The sequence below is a fragment of the Bacillus sp. LJBS17 genome (genome assembly GCF_019334685.1).
Taxonomy (GTDB): Bacteria; Bacillota; Bacilli; order Bacillales; family Bacillaceae; genus Bacillus; species Bacillus subtilis.
This window is the reverse complement of record NZ_CP079759.1, coordinates 2842821-2860753: the sequence shown is the minus strand read 5'-3', so window position 1 is coordinate 2860753 and position 17933 is coordinate 2842821. Positions and strand designations below refer to the sequence as shown.

The following is a 17933-nucleotide window of genomic DNA, read 5'->3' as shown; positions in this document are numbered from 1 at the left end:
GGAAGGGGTAACGCAGATGAAAAAAATGACTGTCTGTTTTCTTGTGCTCATGATGCTGCTGACATTAGTCATTGCTGGGTGTTCAGCAGAAAGATCATCCGGGAAGTCGGGTGAAACCGAGCTGACCTTTTGGACATTTAACGGGCTTCATGAGCAGTTCTATGTGGAAATGGTGAAGGAATGGAACAAAAAATATCCTGACCGCAAAATTAAGCTGAATACGGTCGTTTATCCATATGGACAAATGCACGATAACTTATCTATCTCCCTAATAGCGGGAGAAGGCGTTCCTGATATTGCAGATGTCGAATTGGCCCGTTTTTCAAACTTTTTGAAGGGCTCTGACATACCGCTTGCCGACTTGACTCCGCTGATTGAAAAGGATCGCGATAAATTCGTTGAGGCGCGGCTGACATTGTACAGCAAAAACGGAAAGCTTTACGGACTCGATACACATGTAGGGACAACGGTCATGTTTTATAACATGGATGTGATGAAAAAAGCCGGCGTCAATCCTGACGATATTAAAACATGGGATGATTACCATAAAGCCGGACAGAAAGTGCGCAAAGTGACCGGGAAGCCGATGGGAACGGTGGAAACAAATGATTCCGCAACGTTCTTATCTATGATTTCACAGCAAAACTCAGGCTATTTTGATAAAAACGGCAAGCTGATCCTCAATAATGACACCAACGTAAAAACACTTCAATATTTAAAAGACATGATCAATGATAAAACGATGATTCCTGCGCCGGGCGGCGGGCATCACAGTGAAGAATACTACGGCTTTATGAACCAAGGAGGAGCTGCTTCAGTCCTCATGCCGATTTGGTATATGGGAAGATTTATCGATTATATGCCTGATCTGAAAGGGAAGATTGCCATCAGACCGCTCCCGGCATGGAAAGAGGGGGGCGACCGCTCGGCAGGTTTGGGCGGTACGGCAACTGTTGTACCGAAGCAATCCAAGCATGTTGAGTTAGCAAAAGAGTTTTTGGCCTTTGCGAAGGGCTCTGAAGAAGGAAATAAAAAACTCTGGAGCGTACTCGGCTTTGACCCGCTTCGCTGGGATGTTTGGAGCTCCAAGGAATTGAAAGAGAAAAACAAATACACGGATTACTTCCAAAACGGAACAGGCATTTTTTCTGTGCTGCTCGATATCAAGGATGAAATCAATCCAATTTATTTACATGAGGATTTTGCCAAGGCTTCAGACCTTGTCAACAGAAGCGTATTGTTCGACGCGCTTAAATCTCAGCAAAAAACGCCTAAACAAGCCTTGGACAGAGCGGCAGGTGAACTGAAACAGAAATAGAATCCCATTCAAAAAGTGAAAGCGGGGAGGTTCTCATGAAACCTGTGAAAACGGGAACGGTTCATCCCGTTCCTTCAGCTGCGAAACAATCAGGCTGGCGAGATCTGTTTTATTCAAAAAAAGCGGCGCCCTATCTGTTTACAGCGCCATTCGTTTTATCCTTTCTCGTATTTTTTCTATACCCCATCATTAGTGTCTTCATCATGAGCTTCCAAAGAATTTTGCCGGGAGAGGTGTCCTTTGTCGGATTGTCTAATTATACAGCGCTAAACAACCCGACGTTCTATACCGCCCTTTGGAATACGCTGGAATACACCTTTTGGACGCTGATCGTGCTGATTCCTGTTCCATTGCTTCTGGCCATATTCCTGAATTCAAAGCTGGTCAAATTTAGAAATATATTTAAATCAGCATTATTCATCCCGGCATTGACCTCCACCATTGTCGCGGGGATCATTTTTCGGCTGATCTTCGGAGAAATGGAAACGTCTCTGGCCAATTCCATCCTACTCAAACTCGGCTTTTCACCTCAGAACTGGATGAACAATGAACATACCGGCATGTTTTTGATGGTGCTGCTTGCTTCATGGAGATGGATGGGAATCAACATCCTTTACTTTTTAGCCGGTTTGCAAAATGTGCCGAAAGAGCTGTACGAAGCCGCTGATATAGACGGCGCGAATACAATGAAAAAATTTCTGCACATCACGCTGCCGTTTCTCAAGCCTGTAACCGTATATGTGCTGACCATCAGCATCATCGGCGGCTTCAGGATGTTTGAGGAAAGCTACGTCCTTTGGCAGAATAATTCCCCGGGTAATATTGGTCTGACGCTTGTCGGATATTTGTATCAGCAGGGACTTGCCTACAATGAAATGGGATACGGAGCGGCCATCGGCATTGTGCTTTTGATTGTGATCCTTGTTGTCAGCCTGATTTCATTAAAGCTGTCAGGCTCGTTTAAGGGGGAGGGATAAATGTTGCGGCACAGTCCTCAGTTTAGCGTTTATAGAATTGCGCTAACCCTGTTTTTTATGATGCTGAGCCTATTGTATCTTTTTCCGATTTTCTGTTTGCTTTTAGGATCATTAAAGCCGTCATCTGAGCTTTTGCGTGTGGGGCTGAATCTTGATATTGATCCAAAAGTGATGAGTTTTGATAACTACACATTTCTGTTTAATGGCGGCAGCATTTATTTCAAATGGTTTTTTAACAGTCTTGTACTCGGGCTTTTTACGACCGTGCTCACTCTGTTTTTTTCTTCGATGATCGGGTACGGGCTTGCGGTTTATGATTTTAAGGGAAGAAATATCATCTTTGTTCTTGTGCTGATTATTATGATGGTTCCGCTGGAAGTGATGATGCTTCCTCTGTTTAAGCTTACTGTCGGACTGCACTTGATCGATTCATATACGGGTGTCATATTGCCGTTTATCGTTTCACCTGTTGCCGTTTTCTTTTTCAGGCAATATGCCCTTGGCCTTCCAAGAGATCTGCTGGACTCCGCAAGGATGGACGGCTGTACGGAATTCGGCATCTTTTTCAGGATTATGGCACCGCTGATGAAACCGGCTTTCGGTGCGATGATTATCCTTCAGTCCTTAAACAGCTGGAACAACTTCTTGTGGCCGCTGATTGTGCTTCGGTCGAAAGAAATGTTTACGCTTCCAATAGGGCTGTCCAGCTTGCTGAGCCCTTATGGAAATAATTACGACATGCTTATATCCGGCTCAGTATTTGCGATTTTGCCGGTGATTATTATTTTCTTGTTTTTCCAAAAGTACTTTATCTCCGGCCTGACGGTAGGGGGAGTCAAAGGTTAATGAAGGAGGAAACGTGTGATGAAAAAAGCGCGAATGATTGTAGACAAAGAATATAAAATCGGTGAAGTAGATAAACGGATTTATGGCTCGTTTATCGAACATATGGGTCGTGCGGTATATGAAGGCATATACGAGCCTGATCACCCTGAAGCGGATGAAGATGGATTTAGAAAAGATGTCCAGTCGCTGATCAAAGAATTACAGGTTCCCATCATCCGCTATCCGGGCGGAAACTTTTTATCCGGATACAACTGGGAGGACGGTGTCGGACCAGTCGAAAACCGCCCGAGACGGCTTGACTTGGCATGGCAAACGACAGAAACCAATGAAGTGGGAACAAATGAATTTTTATCTTGGGCAAAAAAGGTGAACACTGAGGTCAATATGGCCGTCAACCTTGGCACAAGAGGCATAGATGCCGCTCGTAATCTCGTTGAATATTGCAACCATCCGAAAGGCTCTTACTGGAGTGATTTAAGAAGATCGCATGGCTATGAACAGCCGTATGGCATCAAAACATGGTGCTTAGGAAACGAAATGGATGGACCGTGGCAGATCGGCCACAAAACAGCTGATGAATACGGACGGCTTGCTGCAGAGACAGCAAAGGTCATGAAGTGGGTTGACCCATCAATTGAACTCGTTGCCTGCGGCAGCTCAAACAGCGGCATGCCGACCTTTATCGATTGGGAAGCGAAGGTGCTTGAGCATACGTATGAGCATGTCGACTATATCTCTCTTCACACTTACTACGGAAACCGGGATAACAATCTGCCAAACTACTTGGCCCGTTCCATGGATTTGGATCATTTTATCAAATCAGTCGCTGCGACCTGTGACTATGTAAAAGCAAAAACACGCAGCAAGAAAACAATCAATCTATCTCTGGATGAATGGAACGTATGGTATCACTCAAATGAGGCTGATAAAAAAGTCGAACCGTGGATCACTGCGCGTCCGATTTTAGAGGATATTTACAATTTTGAAGATGCCTTATTAGTCGGCTCTCTGCTCATTACGATGCTGCAGCACGCAGACCGTGTGAAAATTGCGTGTCTTGCACAGCTTGTCAATGTCATCGCGCCGATCATGACGGAAAAAGGCGGTGAAGCATGGAGACAGCCGATTTTCTATCCATACATGCATGCTTCTGTTTATGGAAGGGGCGAGTCACTGAAACCGCTTATTTCTTCTCCGAAGTACGACTGTTCTGATTTCACTGATGTGCCATATGTTGATGCTGCTGTTGTGTACTCTGAAGAGGAAGAAACCCTCACTATTTTTGCGGTAAACAAGGCTGAGGATCAGATGGAGACGGAGATTTCGCTCAGAGGCTTTGAATCCTACCAAATCGCAGAGCACATCGTACTTGAGCATCAGGATATCAAAGCGACAAACCAGCATAACAGAAAAAATGTCGTTCCGCATTCCAACGGAACATCGTCTGTCAGCGAAAACGGCTTAACTGCTCATTTCACGCCGCTTTCCTGGAATGTGATCCGCCTGAAAAAACAGTCATAAGAGAAGCTAAGCCGGAGATTTCTCTCCGGCTTGTCTTTCAACTGCCACGAGCCGGCCCGTTCAAGCCGGCTTTTTGTATAGGAAAAAATGACCGCTTTTCACCATGAAATTATGATATATTTATGAAAAACAGCAAAGGGGATGGGAGAAAATGAATGCGGTTACAATTGTGATAGCATCAATGTGTATTTTGGCTATTGCCTATCGTTTATACGGAACATTTATGATGGTGAAGGTTCTCAAAGTGAATGATGACAAGCCAACACCTGCTCATGCGCTTGAGGATGGGAAAGACTATGTGCCTACAAATAAATGGGTTTCGTTCGGCCACCACTTTGCCGCGATCGCAGCGGCCGGGCCGCTGGTTGGACCAATTCTGGCGGCGCAGTTTGGCTATTTGCCGGGATTATTGTGGCTGTTAATCGGGGCGGTAATTGGGGGAGCCGTCCATGATATTGTGGTGTTGTTTGCATCGATGCGCAAAAACGGAAAATCGCTGTCGGAAGTGGCGAAGGATGAGCTTGGCCCTGTTGCAGGATTTTGTACAGGACTGTCCATGCTGTTTATCATCACGATCACAATGGCGGGCCTGTCGATGGTTGTCTTGCATGCGCTTGAACGTAATCCATGGGGAACATTTGCGGTAGGGATTACGATACCGATTGCGATGGGTGTGGGCTTATTTTATAAGAAAACGGGAAATTTAAAGCTCGCTTCAACGGTCGGCTTTCTCTTTTTAATGGCAGGAGTCTTTATCGGTCCATGGGTACAGACTACAGCGCTCGGTGACTTTTTAACACTAGATACGAAAACGCTTGCAATAGCGCTTCCTGTTTATGCGTTTTTTGCGGCTGCGCTTCCCGTTTGGCTGCTTCTTGCTCCGCGTGATTATTTAAGCAGCTTTATGAAAATCGGTGTTTTTATCGCTTTGATTGTTGGTGTGTTTGTCGTCAATCCGTCCATTCCGTTCCCTGCGTTTACAGAATTCGTAAAAGGCGGCGGGCCGGTGCTGGCAGGACCTGTCTGGCCGTTCATCTCAATAACCATCGCCTGCGGGGCGATCTCTGGGTTCCATGCCTTTGTCGGCTCAGGAACGACACCGAAAATGCTGAATAAATGGAGTGATATGAAGCCGGTTGCGTTTGGCGCAATGCTTGTTGAGTGTCTTGTCGGCATCATGGCGCTGATTGCAGCGACCGCTTTACAGCCTGCTGATTACTTTGCGATTAACAGCACGCCTGAGGTTTTCCGTACGCTTGGCATGAATGTCGTACATTTGCCTGAATTGAGCAGGGAAATCGGTTTGGACTTAGAAGGAAGAACAGGGGGAGCCGTCACACTTGCGGTGGGAATGACTTATATTTTTACCGGAATGCCGTTTTTCAGCCATTTGGCCTCATACTTTTTCCAATTTGTCATTATGTTTGAAGCGGTCTTTATTTTAACAGCGATTGACGCCGGCACACGCGTCGCCCGTTATTTGATCCAGGATTTCTTCGGGGAGGTGTATAAGCCGCTGAAGAAAACAGACTGGATTCCGGGCTCTGTATTTGCCAGCGCGCTTGCCTGTTTGATGTGGGGGTACTTGCTGTATTCAGGAGATATCGGTTCCATTTGGGCGCTGTTCGGCGTTTCTAATCAGCTGATGGCTTCAGTGGGGCTGATTATCGGAGCGACCATCGTGCTGAAAATCGCTGATAAACGCCGATACATTCTGACTTGCCTTATCCCGCTTGCCTATTTATATGTCACTGTCAATTATGCGGGCTATTGGATGGTGCGCAATGTGTATCTCAATCCTGAAGCAGCAGGATATAGTGTATTGAATGGCGTATTATCTATCATCATGCTGGTGTTAGGCTTCATTATTATCGTGGCGGCTGTGAAAAAATGGGCGCAGATGTGGAAAGATCCGAGCTTAAGGATGGAAGCGTCTATACCGGGCTAGAAGGACTATTGAAAATGTTGAGGGGGTTTTCAATGAATCTATCAATGAAATATCTTATTCTATACGTATCGGACAGCAAGCGGGCTATTCATTTTTACCGGGATATTTTAGGACTGCCGATTCGTGCTGAACACGGAACGTATATCGAATTTGATACAGGGTCTACGATATTGGCGCTTAATACGCGGGAAAGCGCCAGAGACATCACGGCGCTGGACATTCCGGATACATCTGCTTCAAACACATTTGAAATCGGGTTTGTTACTGAAAATGTAGAAGCGGTCATCAAAAGGATGAGAGAACAAGGCGTATCGATTATCGGGGAGCCAAAAGTGAAACCATGGGGGCAGACGGTCGCCTATATCGCTGATCCGGATGGACATTATATCGAAATTTGCAGTCCGATGGAATAACGCACAAAAGCCCAAAACAATGTCTGTTTTGGGCTTTCTCATGATGTTTTGTGCCCGGCTGCTTCCAATAGCAAATCAGCCAGGTGAACGGCTCTGACTTTACCGCTTAGTCCTTCGCGTTCAATCCCGAGCTTCATCTGCAGCAGGCAGCCGGGATTTGCTGTTACAATGAGGATCGCTTCGGTTGCTTTGACGGCAGCCATTTTGCTGTCCAGTATTTTCATAGACATTTCAGCTTCGACGATGTTGTAAATTCCCGCTGACCCGCAACAGCTGTCTGCTTTCTCCATTTCTTTGAATTCCGCCCCTTTGATGCTTTTAAGAAGCTGGCGGGGCTCAAGCGACGTATGCATTACATTTCTTAGGTGGCATGAATCTTGGTAGGTAACGACCTGAGGTGTCTCGAGCGCTAAGTCCATTTGATGGAAATCGAGTTCAACCAAAACTGAAGAAAAATCCTTCAGCTTTTGAACAAAAGCGACGGCCCGCTCCGACCATTCCGGGTCATCCTTCAGCAAATGATCATATTCGGTAAGAAAGGCTCCGCATCCTCCTGCGTTTGTAATGACAGCATCCACGTCTAACGCTTCAAAAGCAGCGATATTTTGTTTCGCGAGCTCTTTCCCTGTGTTTTTTTCACCGCTGTGTCCATGAAGCGCCCCGCAGCAAGCCTGTTCAGGCGGAATGACAATGTCGCAGCCTGCCAGCTGTAAAAGCTTCAATGTGGCGTTGTTGGTCGGTAAAAACATTGTATCCATTAAGCAGCCCGAAAAAAAGGCGACCCGTTTTTTCATGGGGCCAATGGACGGCAGGAAACGCGGCCGATGTTTCATGTCTTTGCTTTTTGGAACATCAGGAAGAACAGCTTCCATCGTCCGCAAATGCTCAGGCAGGACCCGAAGCATGCCTGATTTTCGCACAGCGGTTTGCAGTCCTGAACGCTGATACAAACCGATAAGGCTTACAGCTGAGCGCATGCGGTTTTGATGCGGAAACAGCTCGTGAAAAGCCGTCTTTCGCATGACACGTTCACCAAGCGAGTGTTTTTTATTTTGGTGGATAATATCTCTGGCTTCCTCAAGCAGCTGCCCGTATTTCACGCCAGACGGGCATACAGGCTCACAGGCGCGGCAGCCGAGGCAAAGTGACAGCGACCGTTCGACATCTTCATCCGGTTCAATCATACCGTCGGCTACGGCTTTCATTAAGGCGATGCGCCCGCGCGGAGAGTGTGTTTCCTGAAATCCCGATTCGATATAGGTCGGACAGGAAGGAAGACAGAAACCGCAGCGCATACAATTTAATAACTCGCCATCATCCATACGCTCTTTAAATTCATTTTGGATCTGTTTCATTTCTTTTTCTGTTGTCATCTTTCCGTCACCACACGTTTTCTCGCATCTTTCGCAAACATTTTGCCGGGATTTAATATGTTCCGGGGGTCAAATGCCGCTTTCAACGCTTTCATCGCATCAATGCCTTCTTTTTTCAGCTTCATTTCCAAGTAAGGCGCTTTCATTTCCCCGACTCCATGCTCTCCGGTTATCGTCCCGCCAAGTTCAATCGCTTTCTCAAAAATCTCGGCAAAAGCCTGTTCGACACGTTCCATTTCATCCTCATTTCTTATGTCTGTCGTGCATGTCGGGTGAAGGTTCCCATCTCCCGCATGGCCAAAGGTGCAGATGGAAATATCATATTTAGCAGCAATATCATTAATCGCTTTAACCATATTGGCGATTTCTGAGCGAGGAACGGTTGCATCCTCTAAAATCGTCGTCGGTTTGAGGCGGGATAGGGCAGAAAGTGCAGAACGCCGGGCTTCAGTCAGGGCAAACGCTTCCTCCTCTGTTTGTGCGGTCTGAACGGAAACGGCGTCGCCTTTTTTGCAGATCGCCTCAATCTTTTCCATATCCCGTTCAACAGTTTCAAATGGCCCGTCTTGTTCAATTAACAGAACTGCTTTTGCGCTTGTCGGAAGTCCGATTTTGGCATAATCCTCAATCACCAAAAGTGTAGGCTGGTCGAGAAATTCAAGCGTGGCGGGTATGATTTTTGCGGCAATGATGTCTGATACCGTTTGAGCAGCGGCATCGATATTTTCATATAGGGCAAGCAGCGTCTTTTTTGTTTCAGGCTTTGGAACGAGCTTGACGATTGCCTCTGTCACAATGCCGAGTGTTCCTTCTGAGCCGACAAAAAGACGTGTGAGATCGTATCCGGCCACATCCTTTGCGAGTTTTCCGCCGGTGCGGATGATGTCACCATTTGCGAGCACAACCTCCAGTCCAATAACATAGTCGCGGGTGACGCCGTATTTTAATCCGCGGAGCCCGCCGGAATTTTCATTGATGTTGCCGCCGATAGTTGATATTTTCATAGAACTCGGATCGGGCGGATAAAACAAACCTTTGCTTTCAACTGCCTTGATCATATCCAGCGTAATAACGCCCGGCTGAACTGTGGCAGTTAAATTTTCTTCATCAATTTCAAGAATCCGGTTCATGTGCTTAAAGAGAAGCACAAGTCCGCCTTCAGTCGGGCACGTGCCGCCGCACAGGTTTGTCCCTGATCCTCTTGGAACGATCGGCACTCGATGTTCGCTGCAAATTGTTAAAATGCGTGCTACTTCATCAGTATTCCTCGGAGCAATCACGGCATCAGGCATAGACTGATACTGAGGCGTCGCATCATATGAATAGACGAGACGGCCGGCATTCGAGTCATCAAAGTTTTCTGGTCCGGAGACCCGAATCAGCTGTTCCTTTACATCCTTGGTGATCATTTCACCCATCCCCCTGTCAAAAAACGCTTCCAATCTATTGTAAGAGAAAAAAAGCAAAGCCTTCCATGGAGAAACATACAAAAAATGAAACTGAAACTCTCTCTATTTTGTATCTTGATCTAAAAAATAGAGGGCGACGTACATCGTGACGACGTCCTCGGTACGGTCAAAACGTAAACCCGTCAGCTGTTCAGCCTTAGACAGACGATAACGCAATGTATTGATGTGTATATGCATGTCTTCAGCGGTTTGTTTCAAAGACAAATCGTGATGAAAGAAAGTCCGTAACGTATTCATAAGTTCCTGATGCTCTAGCGCATCTCCTAATACTCTTTGCGGAAATTCGTTTCGGGTTCCCGGGCTGATCTCCGTCAGACACATATCAAGCTTCAGATCCTCTTCAAATATGGGCGTTTTTCGCTTAAGGCTGACAGCCAGCGCTTTTTCCGCTTGCTCGTATGACTCTGTCAGGCTGGAGCTTGCGACAGCTCTTCCGGCGCCAGCTGCTGTATATTGGCTGCTTGCGGTATTGGCAAACGAACAAATGTGAAGGATTTTCCGTAAAAGCCGATCCCTTTGTTCATGCTGCGGCACTTCATGATTAATCAAAATCCGTTCATTTCCCCACCTGATGAACAAATCCGCAGGGTACGATGATTTCCAGATGCGTGCCATTTTTTCAATATCATGACGTGACCACTCATACCCCTGAATAAGAATCATTTGGCGCCGGGAGGAAAGGTCAACACCAAGAAGTTGAGCTTTCTCAAGAAAACTGGGAGACCACTCCTTTAGTTGCAGCCAATCGATCATAAAGGACTCCAGCATTCTCTCACGCCACTGGGATTGCTCTAAGTGCCGCGATTCCTTAATGAACAGCTCTGTCATTTTTCGAAGCAGTTCTCCGAATGGCTGAATCTCTGCAGGCTCACCTGTCAGCCCGAAGACGGCGATCACATCATGGTCAAAAAATACAGGGAGGTTTATGCCTGCTTTCGCTCCTTTTAACCTTGTTTCATCTTCTTTTGTAATAATCACGCTGCGTCTTTCTTTTGCACAGATAAGCGCTCCCTCATGAAATTGTCCGACACGCTCATCGTTTGTGCCTGCCATAATAAGACCGTCCGTGTTTACAATAATGACTTCACGTTCGTACATTTTTTTAACTTCAGCAATAATTTTTTTCGCTAATAACGGCTGTAAAAACATGGCGTTCCCCCTCATCATATTTTTATTATATAAGAAAAAAACCGGGCGCTGTCACCCGGTTTCATGTCTTATTCGGCGGGTTTTAATCCGCCTTCAAGCGTTTTCAGCATTTCGTTTTTCTCACTTTCGGATGCGTGCTGCCAAATGACTTCGAATAAAACGCCGAGCCCTGGAAGCATTTTTTCTTCACCGCTTTGAATCGCATCTACGATTGTATGCTCAAGCTGCTCCTGATTATTGCCGGTGACATTGGAGATGACGGCATGACGTAAATTAAGATCCATGTAAAACGCTCCTTTTTCTAAAATGTAATACGTATATTCTAACCCTGCACCTGGTTTATTATGTGCTGTTCTTGCGATATAATAACATCATGTTAAAAAAAGGAGCGCCACATAGACAGTGAAACAAATAGAATCGGCAAAAAATCAAAAAGTGAAGGATTGGAAAAAGCTTCACACAAAAAAAGAACGAACAAAAACAAATACATTTCTGATAGAGGGAGAACACCTCGTTGAAGAGGCGTTGAAAAGCCCGGGCATTGTGAAAGAAATCCTTGTAAAGGATGAAACGAAGATTCCTTCAGATCTTGAGACTGGTATCCAGTGCTATATGCTGAGTGAAGATGCGTTTTCAGCTGTGACTGAAACCGAAACGCCGCAGCAGATTGCCGCTGTGTGCCATATGCCTGAAGAAAAGCTGGCAACAGCACGCAAGGTGCTGCTGATTGACGCTGTTCAAGATCCGGGAAACCTTGGCACAATGATTCGAACGGCTGATGCGGCCGGTTTGGATGCGGTTGTACTCGGTGACGGCACGGCGGACGCCTTTAACGGAAAAACACTGCGATCTGCTCAAGGATCTCACTTCCATATTCCTGTTGTGAGAAGAAACCTGCCTTCATATGTGGACGAATTGAAGGCAGAGGGCGTAAAAGTATACGGCACGGCGTTGCAAAACGGAGCGCCTTACCAGGAGATCCCTCAGTCTGAATCCTTTGCGCTCATTGTAGGAAATGAAGGTGCAGGGGTGGATGCTGCATTGCTGGAAAAAACGGATTTGAACCTGTACGTGCCGCTTTACGGACAGGCTGAATCACTAAACGTTGCGGTTGCGGCTGCCATCCTCGTGTATTACTTGCGAGGATAGTGTTGCGCCAAGCGTTGGATTTCTCTATAATAGAACATAATATTTCAAAAACCGTGACAGAGGACCTCAATTTCTGATCAACTGCTTTCCAGGGAGAAAATGCCGCTGACTGAGAGCATTTTTAACGCAGCCGGAAATTGGCTTCACCTCTTGAGTTGTCGCCGGGACCGTGCACATGCGCGTAAAGGTGAACCGGAATCTGATTCCGTTATGTCAATGAAGCTGACGACAGCATCAGTCTGTCTGAAATAAGGGTGGTACCGCGGCCACAACTCGTCCCTTGTACAAGGGACGGGTTTTTTTTATTTTCCAAAGACATATGACGGTTTGTTTACATAAAAGGAGGATGCAAAATGGAAGAAAAGCTAAAACAGCTGGAACAAGAAGCTTTAGAACAAGTAGAAGCGGCAAGCTCATTGAAGGTTGTCAATGATATTCGGGTGCAATATCTCGGAAAAAAAGGGCCGATTACAGAAGTGCTGCGCGGAATGGGCAAGCTTTCTGCTGAGGAACGTCCAAAAATGGGGGCGCTCGCGAACGAAGTAAGGGAGCGTATTGCCAATGCGATTGCTGACAAAAACGAGAAGCTTGAAGAAGAGGAAATGAAACAGAAGCTTGCAGGACAGACAATTGACGTCACGCTGCCGGGGAACCCTGTTGCAGTCGGCGGCCGCCATCCGCTCACTGTTGTCATTGAAGAAATTGAAGATTTATTTATCGGTATGGGCTACACAGTCGAGGAAGGGCCAGAGGTTGAAACGGATTACTACAACTTCGAATCGCTCAATCTTCCGAAAGAACACCCTGCGCGCGATATGCAGGACAGCTTTTACATCACAGAGGAAACTTTGATGAGAACGCAAACTTCTCCTGTCCAAACACGGACGATGGAAAAGCATAAAGGCAAAGGTCCCGTTAAAATCATTTGCCCGGGTAAAGTATATCGCCGTGATAACGATGATGCGACGCACTCTCACCAATTTATGCAAATTGAAGGGCTTGTCGTTGACAAAAACATCAGCATGAGTGATTTAAAAGGAACGCTTGAACTCGTTGCGAAAAAAATGTTCGGGCAAGACCGTGAAATCAGACTCCGCCCAAGCTTCTTCCCGTTTACTGAGCCTTCAGTAGAAGTGGATGTGACATGCTTTAAATGCGGTGGAAACGGCTGCTCAGTATGTAAAGGAACAGGCTGGATTGAAATCCTCGGTGCCGGAATGGTTCACCCGAACGTGCTTAAAATGGCTGGCTTTGATCCGAAGGAATATCAGGGCTTCGCATTCGGAATGGGTGTTGAGCGCATCGCGATGCTGAAATACGGCATTGATGATATCCGCCACTTCTATACAAACGATGTCAGATTTATTTCGCAGTTTAAACAGGCGTAAGAGGAGGATGCAAGGATGTTTGTTTCTTATAAATGGTTAGAGGATTATGTTGATTTAAAAGGCATGGACCCGGCTGTTCTTGCTGAAAAAATTACAAGAGCCGGTATTGAGGTTGAAGGAATTGAATACAAAGGAGAAGGCATCAAAGGCGTTGTCATCGGCCATGTGCTGGAGCGCGAGCAGCACCCGAATGCTGATAAGCTGAATAAGTGCCTTGTGGATATCGGAGCTGAAGCCCCTGTACAAATCATTTGCGGCGCGCCGAATGTGGATAAGGGACAAAAAGTCGCAGTTGCAACAGTCGGAGCGGTGCTGCCGGGCAATTTCAAAATCAAAAAAGCTAAGCTTCGCGGTGAAGAATCAAACGGCATGATCTGTTCCTTACAGGAGCTTGGTATTGAAAGCAAACTTGTGGCGAAGGAGTATGCAGAAGGCATTTTCGTATTCCCGAATGACGCTGAAACAGGAAGCGATGCCTTAGCGGCTTTACAGCTTGACGATGCGATTCTTGAGCTGGGTTTAACGCCAAACCGCGCGGATGCCATGAACATGCTTGGTGTTGCTTACGAGGTTGCCGCGATTTTAGACACTGAGGTAAAGCTTCCGCAAACGGATTACCCGGCTGCTTCAGAACAAGCGTCTGATTACATTTCAGTCAAAATTGAAGATCAAGAAGCGAACCCGCTGTACACTGCAAAAATCATTAAAAATGTCACGATTGCTCCGTCACCGCTTTGGATGCAGACAAAGCTGATGAATGCAGGCATTCGTCCGCACAACAACGTCGTTGACATCACAAATTTTGTCCTGTTGGAATACGGACAGCCGCTTCATGCGTTTGATTATGACAGATTTGGCTCTAAGGAAGTGGTAGTAAGAAAAGCAGCTGAGAATGAAATGATCGTAACTCTTGATGATCAAGAACGTAAGCTGTCCGCCGATCACCTTGTCATTACAAACGGAACGAAAGCGCAGGCCGTTGCGGGTGTCATGGGAGGAGCAGAGTCAGAGGTTCAGGAAGATACGAAAACGATTTTGCTTGAGGCTGCGTATTTCAACGGGCAGACGGTTCGCAAGGCTTCCAAAGACCTTGGTTTGAGAAGTGAATCAAGCGTAAGATTTGAAAAAGGAATTGATCCGGCGCGCGTACGTCTTGCAGCAGAACGGGCTGCGCAGCTGATCCATCTGTATGCCGGCGGTGAGGTGCTTGCTGGAACAGTTGAGGAAGATCACCTGACAATCGAAGCAAATAACATTCACGTATCTGCTGATAAAGTGAGCAGCGTTCTAGGCCTGACGATCAGTAAAGAAGAACTGATTAGCATTTATAAACGTCTCGGTTTTACGGTCGGTGAAGCGGGTGAACTTCTCGTTGTGACTGTCCCATCACGCCGCGGCGACATTACAATAGAAGAGGATTTAATCGAAGAAGCGGCAAGACTGTACGGCTACGATAACATTCCGTCTACGCTTCCTGAGACAGCGGGAACTACAGGCGGATTAACGCCATACCAGGCAAAACGCCGTAAAGTCAGACGCTTCCTTGAAGGCGCAGGCTTATCACAAGCCATCACTTACTCACTGACAAACGAGAAGAAAGCGGCAGCGTTTGCGATTGAAAAATCACTGAATACTGTGCTTGCGCTTCCAATGAGTGAAGAAAGAAGCATTCTCAGACACAGTCTTGTTCCGAATCTGCTTGATTCTGTTTCTTACAACATCGCGAGGCAGACTGACTCAGTTGCACTGTACGAAGTCGGCTCCGTTTTCCTGACGAAGGAAGAGGACACAAAACCTGTTGAAACAGAACGCGTAGCAGGAGCTGTTACCGGATTATGGCGCAAGCAGCTATGGCAGGGTGAAAAGAAACCAGTTGATTTCTTTGTTGTCAAAGGAATTGTAGAAGGGCTGTTAGACAAACTCAACGTCCTAGACAGCATTGAATTTGTACAGTCTGAACGCAAACAGCTGCATCCGGGCAGAACAGCGAACATTTTATTGAATGGTTCTCTGATCGGCTTCATCGGCCAAGTCCATCCTTCATTGGAAAAAGAACTGGATATAAAGGAAACATACGTATTTGAGCTCGATCTTCATGCGTTGCTCGCAGCAGAAACAGCACCTCTTGTTTACACGGCGATTCCGAAATATCCGTCTGTGACACGTGATATCGCCCTTGTAACAGATAAAACCGTCACAAGCGGACAGCTCGAGAGCGTCATTAAAGAGGCTGGCGGAAAGCTTCTGAAAGAGGTAACCGTCTTTGACGTATACGAAGGCGAACATATGGAGGAAGGCAAGAAGTCAGTCGCTTTCTCACTCCAGTATGTCAACCCTGAACAAACACTGACTGAAGAAGAAGTGACAAAGGCGCACAGCAAAGTGCTGAAAGCGTTAGAAGACGCATATCAAGCTGTTTTAAGAGGCTGATAAAAAAGCTTGCAGAGAAATCTGCAAGCTTTTTTCTATGAGCGTTTTTTATCAGCAAGGCGCTGCGCTTTTTGCGTATTGGCGAAATGGAGTTTTGTAAAGGTTCTGAGTGCAGATGCCCCTTTTTTGAGGATCAGCTTGGCGGCCGCTTCATCGACGTGCGGACCGGCCCCTTTTGGAAGCGTCATTCCTGCCGCGCGTGACAGTTTATCCATTTCCATTAAAAATGAATATCTTGCAATGATTGAAGCAGCAGCGACAGCCAGGTGAATACCTTCAGCTTTTGTGCTAAAATAGGTCCGCTCCTTCACAATGTCTCTGCCCTTTAAATGATTGAAGTAGACGCCTGGCTCAGCGAATTGGTCAATCAAAATGGCTTCAGGCTTTACTCCATCTAATTTTCTTAATAAATGTGTGATCGCCTGATTGTGCAGCAAAGCTTTCATTTTCCCTTGGCTCATGCCTTTTTCCTGCATGCTGTTATACTTTTCATTTTTTAAAACCAGGAGGCTATATGGAATAGTTTTGATCAGGTTTCGGGCAATCTCGATGATTTGCGGATCTTTTAAATCTTTAGAATCCTTAACACCGAGTTCCTTCATTAAAGGAAGCATGGTTTTGTCGACGTACGCGCATACAACCGTCATTGGGCCAAAGTAATCTCCGGTTCCGACTTCGTCAGAACCGATAACAGACATTCCGGCGATATCTGCCGGAGGGGCATAGCGGGGATCAGCCGGCTTTTTGGCCGTTTTCTTCTTTTCCTGAGGCTCTGCTGTTCCCCAGCGCGCGGATTCTGCCGCAGCGTTTTTTCCTTGAAACAAGACCTTGCCTGATTTATATGCTGTAATGGTACAGCCGGGCGGTTTTGCCTGAAAAACGGCTCCCTGCGGAACAGAGGCTGTAAGTGAACCGCTGTACGTCATTTTCATTTGGTCAATAGCAGACAACGATACTTTTATCACTGAATGGGACACGTAATAATCTCCTTTTTTTACACTTTTCGCTGTATATACCAGTGTATCATAACAGCGGGAGGCTCGTCTTTCCATTCATTTAATAAACGTGTTATGATAAGAACTAGGATTCTCGCGGAATGGAGGAGAAACGTTGTCTGACGGCAAAAAAACAAAAACAACCGTTGACATTTACGGCCAGCACTTCACGATTGTCGGTGAAGAAAGCAGAGCCCATATGAGGTATGTCGCCGGAATTGTTGATGATAAAATGAGAGAAATCAATGAAAAAAATCCATACCTTGATATAAATAAACTTGCAGTGCTGACAGCGGTAAATGTGGTGCACGATTATGTCAAATTACAAGAGAAATGTGAAAAACTGGAGCGTCAGCTTAAAGAAAAGGATTGAACAACTATGCTAGATATCATCATCTTAATCTTGCTCCTGATGGGGACTTTACTGGGGTTAAAACGCGGTTTTATCCTGCAGTTTATCCGCTTGACGAGCTTTATTTTATCAATTGCCTTTGCGGCTTTATTCTATAAAAACGTGGCACCGCATTTACATTGGATTCCCGCACCCGATTTTTCAGCGGGACAGCCGGCTCTTTCTTTTTTTACGGGGAATTTGGAAGCAGCGTACTATAATGCGATTGCGTTTATCGTTTTATTTATAATTGCTAAAATCTTACTGAGAATCATCGGCTCGTTCCTGAGTATTGTAGCCGGCATTCCGGTGATTAAACAAATCAACCAGATGCTGGGCGCCGTTCTCGGTTTTCTAGAAGTCTATTTATTTACATTTGTGCTGCTGTATGTCGCATCCGTTCTTCCGATAGATGCACTGCAGCAAATGATGGGGCAATCGTCTCTCGCAAATGTGATCATTAACCATACACCATACTTGTCAGGGCTCCTACAAGAGCTGTGGACACAGTACGGGGCATAAAAAAACTTCTCTTGTCCGGAGAAGTTTTTTTCAAGTATGATGGA

The 17933-nt window shown here is 46.1% G+C and carries 16 protein-coding genes and 2 pseudogenes; 12 read left to right on the top strand and 6 right to left on the bottom strand.

Going from position 1 to position 17933, the window contains the following annotated elements:
• Positions 1-16 precede the first annotated feature (16 nt).
• The 7 genes and pseudogenes from KXZ66_RS14830 (at position 17) to KXZ66_RS14805 (ending at position 7023) form a co-directional block, all read left to right on the top strand.
• Positions 17-1318 carry an arabinooligosaccharides ABC transporter substrate-binding protein AraN gene (locus KXZ66_RS14830; protein ID WP_015714490.1) on the top strand — a complete coding sequence of 434 codons (1302 nt, stop codon included), beginning with the start codon at positions 17-19 and terminating at the stop codon, positions 1316-1318.
• Positions 1319-1353: 35 nt separating this feature from the next.
• Positions 1354-2295: an arabinooligosaccharides ABC transporter permease AraP gene (locus KXZ66_RS14825; RefSeq protein WP_003229507.1), complete on the top strand. Its 942-nt coding sequence runs from the start codon at positions 1354-1356 to the stop codon at positions 2293-2295.
• Positions 2296-3141, top strand: coding sequence for an arabinooligosaccharides ABC transporter permease AraQ (araQ, locus tag KXZ66_RS14820; RefSeq protein ID WP_003229508.1), 846 nt, complete (start codon positions 2296-2298; stop codon positions 3139-3141).
• A gap of 18 nt (positions 3142-3159) precedes the next feature.
• Positions 3160-4662, top strand: coding sequence for an alpha-L-arabinofuranosidase AbfA (abfA, locus tag KXZ66_RS14815; protein WP_003222445.1), 1503 nt, complete (start codon positions 3160-3162; stop codon positions 4660-4662).
• 151 nt (positions 4663-4813) lie between these two features.
• Entirely contained in the window at positions 4814-6610 is a 1797-nt protein-coding gene (gene cstA, locus KXZ66_RS14810) for a carbon starvation protein CstA (RefSeq protein WP_014477607.1), read from the top strand.
• A pseudogene (locus KXZ66_RS22635) lies at positions 6553-6740 on the top strand (hypothetical protein). The gene cstA and the pseudogene KXZ66_RS22635 overlap by 58 nt, the downstream one beginning before the upstream one ends.
• Complete coding sequence (locus KXZ66_RS14805; protein ID WP_015384319.1) at positions 6655-7023, top strand: VOC family protein; 369 nt, start codon at positions 6655-6657, stop codon at positions 7021-7023. Before KXZ66_RS22635 ends, KXZ66_RS14805 begins: the two are co-directional and overlap by 86 nt.
• Before the next feature lie 38 nt (positions 7024-7061).
• On the opposite strand, the gene KXZ66_RS14800 is transcribed toward KXZ66_RS14805, so the two are convergent.
• From KXZ66_RS14800 to sspI, 4 genes are all read right to left on the bottom strand, one after another.
• Positions 7062-8396 carry a (Fe-S)-binding protein gene (locus KXZ66_RS14800; RefSeq protein ID WP_070547624.1) on the bottom strand — a complete coding sequence of 445 codons (1335 nt, stop codon included), beginning with the start codon at positions 8394-8396 and terminating at the stop codon, positions 7062-7064.
• Complete coding sequence (gene glcD / locus KXZ66_RS14795; RefSeq protein WP_151870120.1) at positions 8393-9805, bottom strand: glycolate oxidase subunit GlcD; 1413 nt, start codon at positions 9803-9805, stop codon at positions 8393-8395. The genes KXZ66_RS14800 and glcD overlap by 4 nt, the downstream gene beginning before the upstream one ends.
• 102 nt (positions 9806-9907) lie before the next feature.
• Positions 9908-11014, bottom strand: a complete 1107-nt coding sequence (locus KXZ66_RS14790; RefSeq protein WP_038828006.1) for a CdaR family transcriptional regulator — start codon at positions 11012-11014, stop codon at positions 9908-9910.
• A 68-nt stretch (positions 11015-11082) separates the two neighbouring features.
• Positions 11083-11298, bottom strand: coding sequence for a small acid-soluble spore protein SspI (sspI, locus tag KXZ66_RS14785; protein WP_021480275.1), 216 nt, complete (start codon positions 11296-11298; stop codon positions 11083-11085).
• A gap of 118 nt (positions 11299-11416) precedes the next feature.
• Here sspI and KXZ66_RS14780 point away from each other — a divergent pair, with 118 nt between their 5' ends.
• Positions 11417-12163, top strand: a complete 747-nt coding sequence (locus KXZ66_RS14780; RefSeq protein WP_032726352.1) for a TrmH family RNA methyltransferase — start codon at positions 11417-11419, stop codon at positions 12161-12163.
• 66 nt (positions 12164-12229) lie between these two features.
• Here the strand turns inward: KXZ66_RS14780 and KXZ66_RS14775 are convergent.
• A pseudogene (locus KXZ66_RS14775) lies at positions 12230-12435 on the bottom strand (hypothetical protein).
• 81 nt (positions 12436-12516) lie between these two features.
• Between KXZ66_RS14775 and pheS the strand changes: the two are divergent.
• Complete coding sequence (gene pheS / locus KXZ66_RS14770; protein WP_003229529.1) at positions 12517-13551, top strand: phenylalanine--tRNA ligase subunit alpha; 1035 nt, start codon at positions 12517-12519, stop codon at positions 13549-13551.
• 15 nt (positions 13552-13566) lie between these two features.
• Positions 13567-15981, top strand: coding sequence for a phenylalanine--tRNA ligase subunit beta (gene pheT / locus KXZ66_RS14765; protein ID WP_151870121.1), 2415 nt, complete (start codon positions 13567-13569; stop codon positions 15979-15981).
• 35 nt (positions 15982-16016) lie between these two features.
• Here pheT and rnhC read toward each other — a convergent pair whose 3' ends face one another.
• Positions 16017-16958: a ribonuclease HIII gene (rnhC, locus tag KXZ66_RS14760; RefSeq protein ID WP_024571958.1), complete on the bottom strand. Its 942-nt coding sequence runs from the start codon at positions 16956-16958 to the stop codon at positions 16017-16019.
• A 133-nt stretch (positions 16959-17091) separates the two neighbouring features.
• Here rnhC and zapA point away from each other — a divergent pair, with 133 nt between their 5' ends.
• Both zapA and KXZ66_RS14750 read left to right on the top strand, forming a co-directional pair.
• Positions 17092-17349 carry a cell division protein ZapA gene (zapA, locus tag KXZ66_RS14755; protein WP_003229534.1) on the top strand — a complete coding sequence of 86 codons (258 nt, stop codon included), beginning with the start codon at positions 17092-17094 and terminating at the stop codon, positions 17347-17349.
• Positions 17350-17355: 6 nt separating this feature from the next.
• Positions 17356-17889, top strand: a complete 534-nt coding sequence (locus tag KXZ66_RS14750) for a CvpA family protein (protein ID WP_014477597.1) — start codon at positions 17356-17358, stop codon at positions 17887-17889.
• Positions 17890-17933: the final 44 nt, after the last annotated feature.